The organism is Paractinoplanes durhamensis (assembly GCF_016862175.1).
Lineage (GTDB): Bacteria > Actinomycetota > Actinomycetes > Mycobacteriales > Micromonosporaceae > Actinoplanes > Actinoplanes durhamensis.
The window spans coordinates 34,793-49,334 of record NZ_BOML01000017.1; the positions used below are offsets into that span (position 1 = coordinate 34,793).

Annotated in this window: 13 protein-coding genes; 6 read left to right on the forward strand and 7 right to left on the reverse strand. The window is 71.6% G+C overall.

Features of this window, described 5'->3' with window-relative positions; translation table 11 throughout:
- The first annotated feature begins 55 nt into the window (after nt 1-55).
- Nucleotides 56-448 (forward strand): DUF6401 family natural product biosynthesis protein, encoded by a 393-nt coding sequence (locus Adu01nite_RS09195; protein ID WP_203726138.1) that lies wholly within the window; start codon nt 56-58, stop codon nt 446-448.
- 39 nt (nt 449-487) lie between these two features.
- Entirely contained in the window at nt 488-1,207 is a 720-nt protein-coding gene (locus Adu01nite_RS09200; RefSeq protein ID WP_203726139.1) for a LamG-like jellyroll fold domain-containing protein, read from the forward strand.
- Nucleotides 1,208-1,275: 68 nt separating this feature from the next.
- On the opposite strand, the gene Adu01nite_RS09205 is transcribed toward Adu01nite_RS09200, so the two are convergent.
- From Adu01nite_RS09205 to Adu01nite_RS09230, 6 genes are all read right to left on the reverse strand, one after another.
- Nucleotides 1,276-1,506 carry a hypothetical protein gene (locus tag Adu01nite_RS09205; protein WP_203726140.1) on the reverse strand — a complete coding sequence of 77 codons (231 nt, stop codon included), beginning with the start codon at nt 1,504-1,506 and terminating at the stop codon, nt 1,276-1,278.
- Nucleotides 1,507-1,780: 274 nt separating this feature from the next.
- Complete coding sequence (locus Adu01nite_RS09210; RefSeq protein ID WP_203726141.1) at nt 1,781-2,827, reverse strand: cobalamin B12-binding domain-containing protein; 1,047 nt, start codon at nt 2,825-2,827, stop codon at nt 1,781-1,783.
- Entirely contained in the window at nt 2,824-4,482 is a 1,659-nt protein-coding gene (locus Adu01nite_RS09215; protein ID WP_203726142.1) for a PP2C family protein-serine/threonine phosphatase, read from the reverse strand. The genes Adu01nite_RS09210 and Adu01nite_RS09215 overlap by 4 nt, the downstream gene beginning before the upstream one ends.
- 97 nt (nt 4,483-4,579) lie before the next feature.
- Nucleotides 4,580-5,353 (reverse strand): exodeoxyribonuclease III, encoded by a 774-nt coding sequence (locus tag Adu01nite_RS09220; protein ID WP_203726143.1) that lies wholly within the window; start codon nt 5,351-5,353, stop codon nt 4,580-4,582.
- Between the two features lie 193 nt (nt 5,354-5,546).
- The gene (locus Adu01nite_RS09225) at nt 5,547-7,805 is read right to left on the reverse strand and encodes a putative bifunctional diguanylate cyclase/phosphodiesterase (protein WP_203726144.1); all 2,259 of its coding nucleotides are present in this window, start codon (nt 7,803-7,805) and stop codon (nt 5,547-5,549) included.
- A 32-nt stretch (nt 7,806-7,837) separates the two neighbouring features.
- A complete protein-coding gene (locus Adu01nite_RS09230; protein ID WP_203726145.1) occupies nt 7,838-8,686 on the reverse strand; it encodes a universal stress protein in 849 nt (282 codons plus the stop codon).
- Between the two features lie 164 nt (nt 8,687-8,850).
- Between Adu01nite_RS09230 and Adu01nite_RS09235 the strand changes: the two genes are divergently transcribed.
- The 4 genes from Adu01nite_RS09235 to Adu01nite_RS09250 all read left to right on the forward strand — a co-directional run bounded on the left by Adu01nite_RS09235 (nt 8,851) and on the right by Adu01nite_RS09250 (nt 11,755).
- Nucleotides 8,851-10,134, forward strand: a complete 1,284-nt coding sequence (locus tag Adu01nite_RS09235; RefSeq protein ID WP_203726146.1) for a citrate synthase — start codon at nt 8,851-8,853, stop codon at nt 10,132-10,134.
- A gap of 186 nt (nt 10,135-10,320) precedes the next feature.
- The gene (locus Adu01nite_RS09240) at nt 10,321-11,022 is read left to right on the forward strand and encodes a polysaccharide deacetylase family protein (protein WP_203726147.1); all 702 of its coding nucleotides are present in this window, start codon (nt 10,321-10,323) and stop codon (nt 11,020-11,022) included.
- Nucleotides 11,019-11,381 (forward strand): cupin domain-containing protein, encoded by a 363-nt coding sequence (locus Adu01nite_RS09245; RefSeq protein ID WP_203726148.1) that lies wholly within the window; start codon nt 11,019-11,021, stop codon nt 11,379-11,381. Before Adu01nite_RS09240 ends, Adu01nite_RS09245 begins: the two co-directional genes overlap by 4 nt.
- Before the next feature lie 5 nt (nt 11,382-11,386).
- A complete protein-coding gene (locus Adu01nite_RS09250) occupies nt 11,387-11,755 on the forward strand; it encodes a nuclear transport factor 2 family protein (protein ID WP_203726149.1) in 369 nt (122 codons plus the stop codon).
- On the opposite strand, the gene Adu01nite_RS09255 is transcribed toward Adu01nite_RS09250, so the two are convergent.
- Nucleotides 11,752-14,538: a peroxidase family protein gene (locus Adu01nite_RS09255; protein WP_203726150.1), complete on the reverse strand. Its 2,787-nt coding sequence runs from the start codon at nt 14,536-14,538 to the stop codon at nt 11,752-11,754. The two genes, Adu01nite_RS09250 and Adu01nite_RS09255, sit on opposite strands and share 4 nt — an antisense overlap.
- Nucleotides 14,539-14,542 lie beyond the last annotated feature (4 nt).

Sequence of the window (14,542 nt, forward strand, 5' to 3'; positions counted from 1 at the left end):
TGCCGTTCGGTTACCCCCCTGTCGAAGGGGTTGAGCAGGCCCTAGCGTTCTGGCCATGACGAACGAATTCCTCGCCTTCGCCCCGATTTCCACCGCCGCGGACATTCCGGTCGCCGACCCGGCTGCCGCGCTGCTGGACGAGATGATGGCGCGGGTGGGCGTCGACGGCCTGTCCGCCGCGCTCGCCGACCCGGGCCTGCTCGCCCTGGTCGACCAGCACGCCGCCGCCGTCCGGGACGCGCTCGTCGACGCCGACCGCGACGCCGACGCCGCCGGCCTGGCCGCGTACGCGACCTCGATCGTCCACGCCGCCCGCCGCGGCGGCCGCACCGTCCCGGCCGTCGGCGAGGCGCCGACCCGGCCGGCCGACTGGATGGCCGCCGACTGGCACATGCTGCGCCTGCTGGGCGTCTGCATGCTGGCCGACGCTCTTGACGTTCTTCCCTGATATTTGGTAAGAAACCGGGCGTAAGGCGATCTAGTAGGTATGAAGATCGCAATTGCACTCGCGGCGGCGGCCGGGCTGTTGATCCCGGCGTCGCCCGCCCTGGCGGACAATCCCGCTCCCACCGCCGTCGCTCTGGTGGCGCGCTGGGACTTCAATTCCGGCGCCACCGCCGGCAAGATCGCCGACACCTCCGGGCGTGGCCAGGCGCTCAGCGTCCGCGCCGCCAACCAGGGCGTGATCCGCTTCGAGGGCGGCGCGGCCACCTTCCCGGCCCTCTGCGCGGCCGCCACGACCGCCTGCCCGCAGGGCCTGATGGAGGCACCGAGCGCCGCCGACCTGAACCCCGGCACCCGGGGATTCAAATGGTCGGCCCGGATCCGCCTGACCCAGGCGCAGCTGGGCGGCTCGGCCAACATCATGCAGAAGGGCGTCGCCGGCACCGGCAGCCAGTGGAAGATGCAGCTGGGCGCCACCAACGGCCGCGCACACTGCGTGGTGACCGGCACCGGTTCGGCCACTGCCTACTTCGCGCGCTCGTCCGCCCCGGTCACCGACGGCCAGTGGCACAAGATCCTGTGCGCCCGCACCGCGACAACGCTGACCGTCTTCGTCGACAACGTCCAGCGCGGCCAGACGACGATCCCGGCAACGCTGAACATCAGCAACGCGTCCCCGCTGCGCATCGGAGCCCCCAACTTCAACGCCCGAACCGAGATGTACCACGGCTCCCTCGACGACGTATACGCCGAGCTGGGCTGACCCGTCCACGATGGCCCGGCAGGTCGCTGACCTGCCGGGCTTCGTGGTCGCGCGCCGCGAGGTGCGGCCTAGCTGCGCCGGAACGCGTAGGAGCGGGACTTTCCGCCGCCGGAGCGGGCGTGGTCGCGCTCGGATCGGCCGCGGGCTGCCTGCCGGCCGTCGCGGGCACCGTGGTGACCGGCGTCCACGGCGGCGGCCAGGCTCGGACGATCACCCGGCTGGTTGCCGGTGGCCGACCGGAAAAGGGTGGCGGCGAGATCGTCTTGGTCTACGTGGACCGAAAAGCTCTGCGGGGGCATACGAACCTCCTTCGCGCCCGGCCCCGGGCGGCGGCCGCGCATGCGGCGGCCGCGCCACCCGGGGTGGGCTGGTCAGGGTGAAGCCGTGGAATGACAACGAGATTGCTCCGGGCGTCGGCACGTCGGCGTCTCCACGGCGGACAACCCGCCGGAGCACCCGGAACCGGAACGCATGGGCCGCGACCGCGGCCAGGAAGCATCAAAGGATCATGTCGGCCACGTTAGCCCGCCCGCCCCGCCCGCGCGACCGAATTAATCGGCGGGAACCGAGCGGTCAGGTCGTGCTGGTGTGGGACAAGCCGGTGTCCAGGTAGGACAGGGCGGTCGGGTAGTCGCGGAGCTGGTCGTGGATCACCTGGAGGCCGGCGTGCAGCGCTACCGGTGGCACGCCCCGCGCCCGTAGCACCTCGAGGGTCCAGTCGACGAAGTCGGTGAAGATCTGGGGCTCGCTCACATACAGGGCGGCGGCCAGGAAGTCGACCACGTGGCCCATGTCCTCGAGCGTGGCGTCGGTCTGGTGGTCGTCGTAGGACGCCATCGCGGGGTAGGACGCCCGCAGCGATCGCATGCCGCCGGTGAGCAGGTCGGGGCGGTGGCGCACCACATACGTGTATTCGTCGTTTCCCAGGAAAGCGTGCACCAGCGGGTCGCGCGCCGGCGGTGGCCAGGCGCCGCCCAGGCGGGAGACCGCGCCCTCGGCGCCGGCCGCCCACGCGTCGGCGCCGAGCAGCTGGGCGTAGCGGCCGCCGGGGCCGAAGCCGCGGCCGCCGGCGATCACCGGGACGCCGGCCGAGCGGCACGCGGTGATCGCGGCGTGGGCCCGGGGCAGGCGGGTCGGGATCATGCAGCTCAGGGCGACCGCGTCGGGGCCGGTCTGGTGCAGGTGGGTGACCAGGTGTTGGCCGGGGACCGACGGGCCCAGGAAGTCGACCCGCCAGCCGTCCAGGCGGAGCATCTCGGCCAGGATGCGGACCGGCAGGGCGTGCCACTCGCCGTCCACGCACGCGATGGTGATGCGGCCCCGGGTCGGGCGGACCGTGTTGCGGGCGGCGATGGCGGCGAGGGCGCGTTCGGCGGTGGCCGTGGCGGCGTGTTCGCGGGCCACCGTCCACTCGTTGGCCGCCCACAGGTCGCCGACCCGGATCTGGGTCGGGCCGATCAGGTCCATCATGATCCGCTGGGTGGGGACGCCCTGGTCGTGCAGGGTGGTGACCACTTTCACCGCGCCGTACTCGTCGCCGTCGCCGACCAGGCGCAGGAAGTGATCGCCCAGGCCGGGGTCGTCGAGGCGGAGCGGTGGGGTCGGGGTGAAGACCGTCATGAGCGCTGGCGGACCCTCCGTGTGGTGAGGGCGAACGGTGACTCGTTGGGGGCACCGCCGTCGCGCAGGCTCAGGGCCGTCCGGCCGGGGGCGCGCACCGCCAGCATCGCGATGTCGTCGCGGGCGCCGCCGTGCATCCAGTCGGAGACGAGCTGGCGGAGGCGTTCGACGGTGGCGGTGGCGGGCAGGCCCTGGCAGGTGGACAGGGCCGCGCGGAGGCGGGCCTCGCCGTACTGATCGGTCGCGGTCGGGCCGCCGCGGGCCTCGGTGAGGCCGTCGCTGTAGAGCAGGCACAGCTCGCCGGGGGCCAGCTCGACCTCGGCCGGGTGCACGACCGTCTCGCGGACCGCGCCGATCAGGGTGCCGCTGACCGGCACCTCCTCGACCTGGCCGTCGTTGCGCAGGACCAGCGGCGGCGGGTGGCCGCCGGTGGCGAGGGTGAGCCGGACCCGGCCGTGCTCGGCGCGGCGGAGCGCGCCGACGACCAGGGTGACGAAGCGGTGCGGCCGGCCGGACTGGAGCAGCGCCTGGTTGAGGACCCGCAGCATGGCGGTCGGGTCGGCGTCGACCAGGTGCAGGGCGCGCAGCGTCTGGCGGACCTTGCCGGTGAGGACGGCGGCCTCGGGGCCGGTGCCGCACACGTCGCCGAGGGCCAGCACGGTGTCGCCGCCGGGCTGGTTGGGGGCGAACACGTCGTAGAAGTCGCCGCCGATCCGGGCCGCCTCGTGGGCGGCCTGGTAGGAGCCGACCAGCTCGACGCCGTCGAGCTGGATCAGCTCGGGCGGGAGGAGGTCGGCCTGCAGGATGGCGGCGGTGTCGGCCTGCTCGCGGTAGAGGCCCGCGGCCGAGAGGGCGGCGCCGGCCCGGGCCGCGAAGCTGCGGGCGAGGATCTCGTCGTCGGGGGTGAACGCGCGGTCGCGGCGGGCCAGGATCAGGGCGCCGGCCGGGGCGGCGTTGCCGGGCAGCGGGGTGACCAGCAGCGCACCGATCGGGCCGAGCCCGAGCCACTCCGGGGCCTGCGCGGCGTCCAGCCACCGGCTGGGGATGGGCGGGAAGCCGCCCAGCACCTCGACCAGGCCGGGGACGTCGGCGAGCCGGCTTTCCGGGACCGTGCCCTCCTCGATGCGGCCGCCCTCGGCGAGTCGCAGCCAGGTGTTGCGGCGGCGGTCGGCGGGCAGCACCACCACGGCCGCGTCGGCCAGGTGGGCGACCGCCATCTCGGCGGTGGTGCGCAGGCAGCGGCCCTGGTGCAGGGAGGTGGACAGCCGGCGGCCGGCCTCGGCCAGGAACGAGGTGCGGGCCCGTTCGGCCTGCAGCGCGGCGGCCCGGTTGACCTCTTCGGTGCGATCGCGCAAATACCACCCGTAGTGGCCGGCATCCAGCGCCCGCCGCCGGCCGGCGAGGTGGCGCCCGGCGTACTCGTCGGTGAAGCTGTCGGCGCCGGTGGCCAGCGCGCCGGTCAGGCCGTCGAGCGGGCAGGCGCCGCCCGGCGTCAGGCCCGGGACCAGGCGGGCGGCCGCGGCGTTGACCAGCAGGATCTCGTCGTCGACGGTGCCGCAGAGCAGCACCGCCTCGTCGGCGGCGTCGAGCGCGGCGCGGAGCAGCGCCGGTGCCGGCCCATCGGTGCGGACCCGGCTGGAGGCAGCAGACTGCAAGGTCTCCCCTTCCGTTCGCCCGCCGATGTGATCGTCTGACCTCAGACTAGTGCGTGGCGGTCATATCGGCGCGTTACGGCAGGTTGATCATGGATGGTCATCCATCGATGTCGACCACGATCGGGGCGTGGTCGGAGGGGCCTTTGCCCTTCCTGGCCTCCCGATCCACCACCGCGTCGGTCACCCGGCCGGCGACCGGCGGGGTGGCCAGAACGAGGTCGATCCGCATGCCGAGGTTCTTGTGGAACATGCCGGCCCGGTAGTCCCAATAGGTGAAGGGATGATCACCCTTCATCGGCCGGGCGACGATGTCGGTCAGCCCGATGTCGCGGATCGCGGCCAGGGCGGCCCGCTCGGCCGGGGTGACGTGGGTGGAGTCGACGAAGACCGCCGGGTCCCACACGTCGTCGTCGGTGGGCGCCACGTTGAAGTCGCCGGCCACCACGGCCGGGCCGGCGGCCACCTCAGCGGCGAGAACCGGGCGCAAGGCCGCCAGCCAGGCGAGTTTGTACTGGTAGTGGGGGTCATCAGGGGTGCGGCCGTTGGGCACGTACACCGAGGTGAAGCGGATCCCGCCGGCCGTGGCGCTGATCGCCCGCGCCTCCGGGTCGGGGTAGCCGGGCTCGCCCGGGAAGCCGTTGCGGATGTCGGCGAGGCCGATGCGGGACAGCAGCGCCACGCCGTTCCACCGGCCCTGCCCGTACGCCGCCGTCTCGTAGCCGAGCTCGGCGACCTCGGCGGAGGGGAAGCCGTCGGCCGCGACCTTGGTCTCCTGCAGGCAGAGCACGTCGGGCTTGGTCGCGTCGAGCCATGCGAGCAGCCGGGGCAGCCGGGCCTTGACCGAGTTGACGTTCCAGGTGGCGAAGCGCATCGGCCAAGCATGCCGGAAAAGGTCAGCGCACCGCCGCCATCAGCGCCGCGGCGAGGCCGGCCGTGAGCACGAGCAGGACTCCCGTCATTGCCACCATGTCGTCCTCCTCCCGGTTTCGGGTGTGACCCCGGTTACGTCAGGGGAGGATGATGCCCGAGCCGGGCCGGTCCTGCCAAGGGCCCTTCGGAAGGTTTCACCTCTGACGCTCAGTAAGGCCCGCCGCGAGCTGGGCCGCGGTGCCGGACGCGTGCCAGGAAGTGACGAATTCCGCAGGTGCGACCGCCGGGCCCCACAGCCAGCCCTGCCCGATGACCACCCCCATGGCGGCGAGCGCGTCCCGCTGCACCCGGGTCTCGACCCCCTCGGCGATCACGCTGAGTCGCAGCGCCTGACTCATCGCCACGATCGCCCGGACGATCTCGCCGGCCTCGTCGTCGGCGCCGAGACCGACCACGAACGACCGGTCGATCTTGACGCCGGTGACCGGGAAACGGCGCAGGTAGCCGAGGCCGGAGAAGCCGGTGCCGAAGTCGTCGATCAGCAGCTTGACCCCGAGTTCGCGCAGCTCGTAGACGGTGCGGGCACTGGTGCCGGTGCCGTCGACCATGACCGACTCGGTCATCTCCAGGGCCACGCACCGGGCCGGCACCCCGAACTGGAGCATCTCGGCCGACACGACCAGCGGGAACGTCGGCACGGTGAGCTGTTTGGCGGACACGTTGATGGAGAGGTAGAAGTCGTCGTCGACGGTGCCGTCGGCCCGCCACGCGGACAGCTGGCGCAGCGCCTCCTGGCGGACCCAGTCGCCGAGCATCCCGATCAGGCCGGCGTCCTCGGCGATCGGGATGAAGACGGCCGGCGAGATCGGGCCCTGCTCCGGGTGCACCCAGCGGACCAGCGCCTCGGCCCCGATCGCCCGTCCGCTGTCGATGTCGATGAGCGGCTGGTAGGCGACCCACAGCTGGTTGTCGCCGAGCGCGCGGCGCAGCGCCACCTCCATCTCGATGCGGTGCCGCACCTCGTCGTGCATGGAGATGTCGAAGATCGTGGTGTTGCCGGGGCCGGCCGCCTTGGCCTGGTACATCGCCGTGTCGGCGTCGCGCATCAGCTCCTCGGGCTCACCGTCCGGGCCGGCGTGGGCGATCCCGATCGACGTGCTCATCCGCAGTTCGACGTCGCTGACCACGAACGGGCGGTCGAAGCAGGCGCGCAGGTCGGCGACGAGCCGGTCGGCGGCGGGCTGGTCACCGATCACGGTGACCAGGAACTCGTCGCCGCCGAGCGCGGCCACCGGCGTCGACTCGGGCACGCAGCCGCGCAGCCGTTCGCCGACCTCGATGACGAGCCGGTCACCGGTGTCGTGGCCCCAGGAGTCGTTGACGTACTTGAAGCCGTCCAGGCCGAGCACGACCACCCAGGTCGACTCGGGGCCGCCGGTCGGGGTCTTGTCGAGCAGCCGGTCGATCTGGGTGGCGATCATCCGGCGGTTGGGCAGCCCGGTGAGCTGGTCGTGGGTGGCCTGGTGCTCGGCGAGGTGCTGGGCCGCGGCCTGCGCCTTCACCGCCGCGATCGCCCGGACCAGCAGCAGCGACACGGCGACCGCGCCGACCGCGCCGATCGCCAGCCGGTGCCCGGTGGTCTGGCCGTTCGTCACGAGCAGCACGAACGGCGTGGCCAGGGCCGGGATGAGCAGCACCATCCGGCGCCCGGACCAGGCCGGCACCGGCGGCCGGGCCGGTTTGCCCATCTCGACCGCGGACGGGTGGATCGGTGTCACGCCGAAGGCCGTGTAGGCGAGCAGCAGCGGGGCGTCGAGCAGGGGAGTGGTGTAGAGGTGGCCGGACGCGCCGACGATCGCGTACCCCAGGTCACCGACGAACAGCAGCGCCATCGCCAGCAGCATGCTGATCAGGCTGGGCGGCCAGGTGCGGGCGGTGAAGGTCAGGCTCAGCACGAGCATCAGCAGGACCACGTCGAAGAGCGGGTACAGCCCGGCCAGCGCGGAGACGACCGGGGACCGGTCGGTGATCGCGGCGGCCGGGATGGCCAGCAGCAGCGTGGCGGCGAGCCCACCGGCCAGGCAGACGATCATGCCGTCGAGGACGGTGTGCCATTCCAGGGTCTGCCGGGCGCGCAGCAGCTCGACGAAGAACCCGCAGAAGAGGAAATAGCCCGGGATCGTGCAGGCGTCGGCGAGCAGCGGCAGGCCGAGGTCGGTGACGAACGGCCGGATGATGATGCCGATCAGAAAGATGATCCCGGCCGCGCCCACCAGGTTCCAGGCGCGGCGCGGCTCGGCGCCGTGCTTGCGCGGCCCGGCGAAGCACGCCCAGACCGTGTTACCCCCGATCACCAGCGTGCATACGGCATTGACCACCGGGTTCAGGTCCCAGAGGTACAGGGCCGTAGCTGCCACCCCGGTGAGGGCGAGCAGTCGCCATTTTTCGATCATCAACCGTCAGATCGGCTCTTTTGCCCGGGTTGTTAGCGTGCAAGCGCCTTGGTCGTCCCGGAGGGCGTCCGCTGGGCCGGCACCGCTCGGCCGTGCACGAACATAGCTGGACAAGCGGCTCTGTGCAGTACCTCTCGGGCAACTGATCCGAGCAATCCGGCGTCGTGCGCTCCCCGCGGGCCCAGAACGATCAACCGGGCGTGGGACGACGCGTGCACCAGGGCCGCCCCGGGCGTGCCGACGAGCACCCGGACCCGCACCCGGCCCAGGTCGGGCACGGCCGCCACGGTGTCGGCGAGGATCCGCCGGCCCTGCTCCTCGAAACGGCCGCCGTATTCCTTCACCACGTGCACCACGTCGACGCCGATCTTGCGGCGGCGGCCCTCGGCGGCGGCGTGCCGCAGCGCGAGGATGCCGCTCGGCGAGCCGTCCACGGCGACCAGCACCGCACCGGCCGGCGGTCGCGGCCCCCGCGCCACCAGCACCGGGCACCAGGCGCGGGCCACCGTCTGCACCAGCACCGAGGCCGGCGGCAGCCACGGCGTGGTGGCCAGGTCGTCGTCGCCGAGGACGAGCAGGACGGCGTTGTGGCTCAGGCGTAACAGCACGCGATCGGGCACCCCGTCCACGAGTTGGCCCGTCACCCGCACCCGAGGTGTGGAACGCTTGGCCGAGGCGACCGCCTCCTCGACCACCTGCGAGGCGGTCCGCCGGGCCCGGTCGTAGTCGTGGCCGGCCCCGGAAAGCCCCGGAACAGGCCAGGTGAAAGCGTGAATCACTCGGAGCTGACTGCCGCGCGAGACCGCCTCGCGAGCGGCCAGCCGGACGGCGGCCAGACCGGCCGACGTGCCGGTCACGCCTACCACAACTGGGTTCCGCACCGGTTTCCACCTCCGCTGTCGTCTGTGCACCATTATCTATGCAAGAGCGCCACTCTTCGTGATCAATCCCTCAGCGGGTGGCCACCTGATGACCCATTCAGGTTGAGGGTTTACGGTGAACGACAAATTCTTGTGGACATCTGCCGGTGAAGTGAGGGAAATACATGACGGATGTCAAGCTCGACCACCCGGGTGGCCAGCTGTCGATGGGGGTACGAGAGGCCGTCGAGGGTCCGGGCGGCATCGACGTCAGTGCCCTTCTCAAAGAGACCGGCTTCGTCACCCTCGATCAGGGTTTCGTCAACACGGCGTCGACCACCTCGTCGATCACCTACATCGACGGTGACGCGGGCATCCTGCGCTATCGCGGTTTCCCGATCGAACAGCTCGCGGAGAAGTCGACCTTCCTCGAGGTCTCTTATCTGCTCATGCACGACGCGTTGCCGACGCCGGCGCAGTTGAAGGACTTCGCCGACAAGATCCGGGTGCACACGCTGCTTCAGGAGGAGATGCGCTCGTTCTTCTCCGGTTTCCCGCGCGACGCGCACCCGATGGCCGTGCTTTCCTCGGCCGTCACCGCGCTGTCGACGTTCTACCAGGACACGCTTGATCCGCTCGATCCCGAGCAGGTCGAGATTTCCGGGATCCGACTGATGGCGAAGCTTCCGACCATCGCGGCGTACGCGTACAAGAAGAGCATCGGCCACCCGTTGCCGTACCCGGACAACTCGCTGGACTACGTCGAGAACTTCCTGCGCATGACGTTCGGCCTGCCCACCGTGCAGTACGACGTGGACCCGAAGATCGCCAAGATCCTCGACATGCTGTTCATCCTGCACGCCGACCACGAGCAGAACTGCTCCACGTCGACGGTCCGCCTGGTCGGATCGGCGCAGGCCAACCTGTTCGCGTCGGTGTCGGCCGGCATCAACGCGCTGTCCGGCCCGCTGCACGGCGGCGCCAACGCGGCGGTGCTCGAAATGCTCGAGCAGATCCGCAAGGACGGCGGCGACGTCAACGCGTTCGTCACCCGGGTGAAGAACAAGGAAAAAGGCGTCAAGCTGATGGGCTTCGGCCACCGGGTCTACAAGAATTACGACCCGCGTGCCGCCATCGTGAAGAAGGCCGCCCAGGAGGTTCTGCGCTCCCTGGAAAAGCCGGACCCGCTGCTCGAGATCGCGTTCCAGCTCGAAGAGATCGCCCTCAGCGACGACTACTTCGTCAGCCGCAAGCTGTACCCGAACGTCGATTTCTACACCGGCCTGATCTACAAGGCGCTGGGCTTCCCCACCAAGATGTTCACGGTGCTGTTCGCCCTCGGCCGGCTGCCCGGCTGGATCGCTCAGTGGAGCGAGATGATGACCGATCCGGCCACGAAGATCGGCCGTCCGCGCCAGCTCTACACGGGTTTCCCCGAGCGCGACTTCGTCGCCATCGACAAGCGCTGAATTCACCGCACACTGCCAGGTCACGCCCCGCCGGATTTCTTCCGGCGGGGCGTTTCTCATCAACCCATATGAGTACGCGCCGAAAAGTCCCCAACCGCAAATAGGCCGAACCCGCCCCAGCGGCGGCCAAGCTGCAACACCAGGCCGTCGCGGGCCGACGGCCGGGAGCCGACATAGGCTTTTCCGATGGCGCTCTGGGCACAACTCGGGCAGGCGGCGCAGGACGCTGCCCTGAAATGGCGGGAACCGGCGGTCCGCGCGGTGTCCCGGCTGATCCCCGCCGACGTGCTCTGGTTCGTGGACACGAAGGGGCCGGTCTTCGCGCTGACGTTCGACGACGGCCCCAGCCCGGACACCACCCCCGGCCTGTTGGAGGTGCTCGCCCGGCACCGCGCGAAGGCCACGTTCTTCCTGGTCGGGGAGCGGGTGCAGGCCCACCCGGAGCTGGTCGCCGCGATCACCGCCGGCGGCCACGAGATCGCCAACCACCTGATGCGCGACGAACGCTCGGCGTTCGTACCGGCCGACCAGTTCCGCCGCGACCTCGCCCGGGTGACCGAGCTGCTCACCCCGTACGGCCCGGTCACATGGTTCCGGCCCGGTTCGGGCGTGTTCACGCCGCGGATGCTGCGCACGGCCGCCGATCAGCACCTGCGGGCCGTGCTCGGCACCCTGGTCGCCGGCAACCAGGGCGGCCCCGGCGACGCCCGGATCGCCGCCGACCTGACCGTCGGCGTCCGGCCCGGCTCGATCGTCGTGCTGCACGAGGGCAGCCGGAAACGCAACGGCGTGATCGCGACGACCGACGAATTGCTCGGCACCCTGGCCGGTCGGGGCCTGTCCGCCGTCACCGTCAAGGAGCTGGCGGCCCTAGACTGCGGATCATGACGCGAGCGGCGGAGCCGACCGGCGAGCAGCCGGTGACCCGGCAGGTGGTGCTGGACGTGACGTTGCCGCAGGTACGGCCGACCGCACGGGTGGAGGTCCGGGAGATCCGGATCCGGGCCGGCCAGGCGGCCGGACTGCACGTGCACAACGGACCGGTCTTCGGCAGCGTGGTGACCGGCTCGGTCGTCTACCAGATCGAGGGCGGCGAGGCCCGGACGCTGCGGCCGGGCGAGGTGTTCTACGAGCCGGAGGCGACCCGGATCGCCCGGTTCGACGCCACCGAGGAGGGCGTGACCTTCCTCGCGTACTACCTGCTCGACCAGGACGAGCTGGCCGAGCTGACCTTCCCGGAGGCCTGAGAGATATGCACCCGTTCCGCGCCGCCGTCGAAGCCGGCGACATCGAGGCCGCCATCGCGCTGCTCGCCGACGACGTGGTGTTCCACAGCCCGGTCGCCTTCAAGCCGTACGAGGGCAAGGCGATGGTCGCGACCATCCTGCGCGCCGTGATCACCGTCTTCGAGGACCTCCGCTACGTGCGGGAGATCGGCGCGGACGGCGCCGCCGACCACGCCCTGGTGTTCACGGCGCACATCGGCGACCGCGAGCTGACCGGCTGCGACTTCCTGCACGTCGACGAGAACGGCCGGATCGACGACTTCATGGTGATGGTCCGCCCGCTGCGCGGCGTGCAGGCCCTGGGCGAGGCGATGGCCGCGCGGCTGGGCGGCTAAGGCTTCGTCCAGGGGGCGAACGCGTTGGCCGACGCCGGGAGCACCGCGGCCAGCTCCGGGCAGTGGCGCAGGATCAGCGCGGTCATCGAGGTCTCGGCGATCCAGTCCAGGCCGAACTGGGTGTAGATCTCCGGGCGGTAGTCGGCGGTCAGGAAGCGGTCGCTCTGCAGGCGGCGCGACGCCATCAGGATGAAGACCCGGAACGCCGTGTCGGAGAAGCCGAACCCCGCCGGCGGCGTCTCGGCGAACAGGCCGACCATGGTGTCCACCTCGTCGACATCGCGGTAGACGGCGCGCAGGCGGCGTACCGTCTCCGGATCCTGACTGAGGTCTTCGAAACGCTCGATCCGGGGCAGGTGCAGGGCCTCGCGGAAATCGTTGTAGCGGGGGACGCCGCGGCGGCGGGTGCGCACCAGATCGACCACCGACAGGTCGACGATCTCGCCCTCCCGCTCCAGGTGAAGCAGCGCCTTCGGGTAGTTGTGCAGGGTGATCGCGCCCGGGTGGGCGGTGCCGAACGAGAACAGGGTGTTGGCCAGGCCCAGCTCGCGCAGCACGTCGTCGGCCCGGTCGCCCTGCAGGTCGAGGAAGGTGTCGTCGCGCAGGTGCCCGCCGGTGGCCGCGTCCCGGAACGCGTAGTCGTCCGGGATCAGCGGGTGCATCCGGTAGACGGTGACGAAGTCCTCGGTCAGCGAGTAGGGCGCGGTGTGGTGGTCGGGGACCGTCGCCGGGATGCCGCGCAACGCGTTCGCGTCGGTCAGCCACAGGCCGATGCGGCTCAGCCAGTCCTTGGCCGGGACGCCGTACCAGTTGACGTGCATGCCGCGGTCGAGCACCTCGGTGGCGAGGATGGCCGGCGTCCACTCCACCGTGTGGATCTTGGCGATCAGGGCGGCCACGATCAGCCGGGCGGTCTGGAAGAGCCGCTCGTCGGTCCACTGCGGATTGCGGGCGCGCAGCTCGTCGACCAGGACGTTGTGCTCGCGGGCGAAGAGCGTGTGCATGCCGCTGAGGCCGAGCCACCACGCCTCGTTGAACCCGGTGATCTCCGAGCCGTGCACGTCGACCGGTAGGTAGCCCTCCGGGGTCAGCCGCAGCTTCGCGCCGTCGCGTAGCTCGCGGGCCTTCTCCGGCTGGGTGCCGTACACCTCGGAGCCGTCCCACCAGTGCGAGGCCGCGTTGCCGAACAGCAGCTCGTGGCCGTCCGCCCCGATGCCCCGGCTGATGTTGCCGCCGATCCGCATCTCCGGTTCGAGCGGGCCGCCGGGGGTGTTCCGCCAGCCCGGCACGTCCGGCGGCAGCGGCACCCGCACGTCGTCGACGCCGAGCGGGTGCCGGGCGTGCACCACCCAGTCGTGCACCTGGAACTGGATCCACGCGGCGGCCAGGATGTTCAGCGACGTCGCCGGGATGAACGCGTCGCGGTGCAGCAGCTCCCGGCTGACCACGAGCGGGTTGGGCTCGTCGGTGTTCGCCCTACCGGGCACGTTGCGGCCGAAGGCGGCGCCGACCGCGCCCATCGACGGCTCGGACAGGTCGTCGTAGGAGCCGTCCGGCGTACGGAAATCGCGTTTGTCCTCTTCGATCTTCGCCGGCACCGGCCGGACCTGCGGGGGTGCCTCGCGCACCTCGGTGTCGATGAGGTTGTCCCGGCGCAGCACGTCGCGCAGCGCGGCCAGATTGAGCAGGGCCAGCGACGTCGGCAGCCGATGCCACGGCCGGAACCGGTTGACCAGGCCGAACAGCCCGCGCATGGCGGCGCTCGCGACCCGGTTGCGCAGCGGCACCTCGGTGATGAAGCGTTCCCGGTTGCGGTGCGCCGAGCTGGCGTCGTAGGCGGCCTTGCGCACCCGGTTGAGGTTGCCGAGCGGGCGGAAGTCGTCGGTGGTGTTCCACGGGTTGAGCCGCAGCTCCCGGGCGGCCGGGCTGTCCGGCGTGCCGGAGCGGATGGTCAGCACCGCGATCGGCTCGGGCGGCGCGGCGGCCGAGCGCCAGTCGACGGCCGCGTCCTCGATCGGCGTCTCCCGCTCGTCGCGGAACCGCTGCACACACAGCTCGAACCGCACGTCGCCCTGAGCCAGCCGGCGCTGCATCTCGTGGCCTAGGAAATCCGGATCGCCGGCCGGCGGTGACGCGGCTTCGGTGGCGAGCGGCCGCAGGAAGTATTGAACGGCGATCTCCGCGCCCCACGTGATCGGGGTGCGGCTCCAATACGTCACCGTGGCCACGCTCGCGGCCCGGGTGCGGCCCGCCTGCACGTTGCGGACCATCCGCACGGTCTCGGCCGGCCCGAGCACGAACAGCAGCCGGCCCAGCCCCAGGTAGCGGCCCAGCCCGCCGCCGGCGGTGGCCAGCGCGAACTCGGTGAACTGCCGGGCGTCGCGGGCGTGCGCCACCGGTGCGCTGGTCATCAGCAGGTCGTGCTGCTCGGCGGCGGACACGTGCACCCGCAGGCCGGCGCCGCGCAGGTCGGGCTCGTGGTCGGAGAGGATCCGCCCCTCGGCGTTGCTGAACCGGACCGCGGTGCGATAGACGGCGCCCGGCTGGGCGAAGCCGACCCGCAGCTCCGGCGGCAGGTCGAGGAAGCGCAGCTCGGCGTCGTCCACCGCGAAGGTGACCTTGGCCTGGAAGCCGGGCACCACCGGCCCGCCGGCCGCCTTCCGGTTCTTCGCCTGCGTCTGCATGATCTTCACGGCCATGCGCGCGAAGAGCTGCCGCTCGGCCTCGGGCGAGCCGCCCAGATAGGCCTCCCGCCAGGCGGCGGCCTTGATCCCCGTGGTCATCCGT

Bases quoted from the DNA above. Each gene is read 5' to 3' on its own strand.
- Adu01nite_RS09195 (WP_203726138.1), top strand. From the start codon at position 56: ATGACGAACGAATTCCTCGCCTTCGCCCCGATTTCCACCGCCGCGGAC.
- Adu01nite_RS09200 (WP_203726139.1), top strand. From the start codon at position 488: ATGAAGATCGCAATTGCACTCGCGGCGGCGGCCGGGCTGTTGATCCCG.
- Adu01nite_RS09205 (WP_203726140.1), bottom strand. From the start codon at position 1,506: ATGCCCCCGCAGAGCTTTTCGGTCCACGTAGACCAAGACGATCTCGCC.
- Adu01nite_RS09210 (WP_203726141.1), bottom strand. From the start codon at position 2,827: ATGACGGTCTTCACCCCGACCCCACCGCTCCGCCTCGACGACCCCGGC.
- Adu01nite_RS09220 (WP_203726143.1), bottom strand. From the start codon at position 5,353: ATGCGCTTCGCCACCTGGAACGTCAACTCGGTCAAGGCCCGGCTGCCC.
- Adu01nite_RS09225 (WP_203726144.1), bottom strand. From the start codon at position 7,805: ATGATCGAAAAATGGCGACTGCTCGCCCTCACCGGGGTGGCAGCTACG.
- Adu01nite_RS09235 (WP_203726146.1), top strand. From the start codon at position 8,851: ATGACGGATGTCAAGCTCGACCACCCGGGTGGCCAGCTGTCGATGGGG.
- Adu01nite_RS09240 (WP_203726147.1), top strand. From the start codon at position 10,321: ATGGCGCTCTGGGCACAACTCGGGCAGGCGGCGCAGGACGCTGCCCTG.
- Adu01nite_RS09245 (WP_203726148.1), top strand. From the start codon at position 11,019: ATGACGCGAGCGGCGGAGCCGACCGGCGAGCAGCCGGTGACCCGGCAG.
- Adu01nite_RS09250 (WP_203726149.1), top strand. From the start codon at position 11,387: ATGCACCCGTTCCGCGCCGCCGTCGAAGCCGGCGACATCGAGGCCGCC.
- Adu01nite_RS09255 (WP_203726150.1), bottom strand. From the start codon at position 14,538: ATGACCACGGGGATCAAGGCCGCCGCCTGGCGGGAGGCCTATCTGGGC.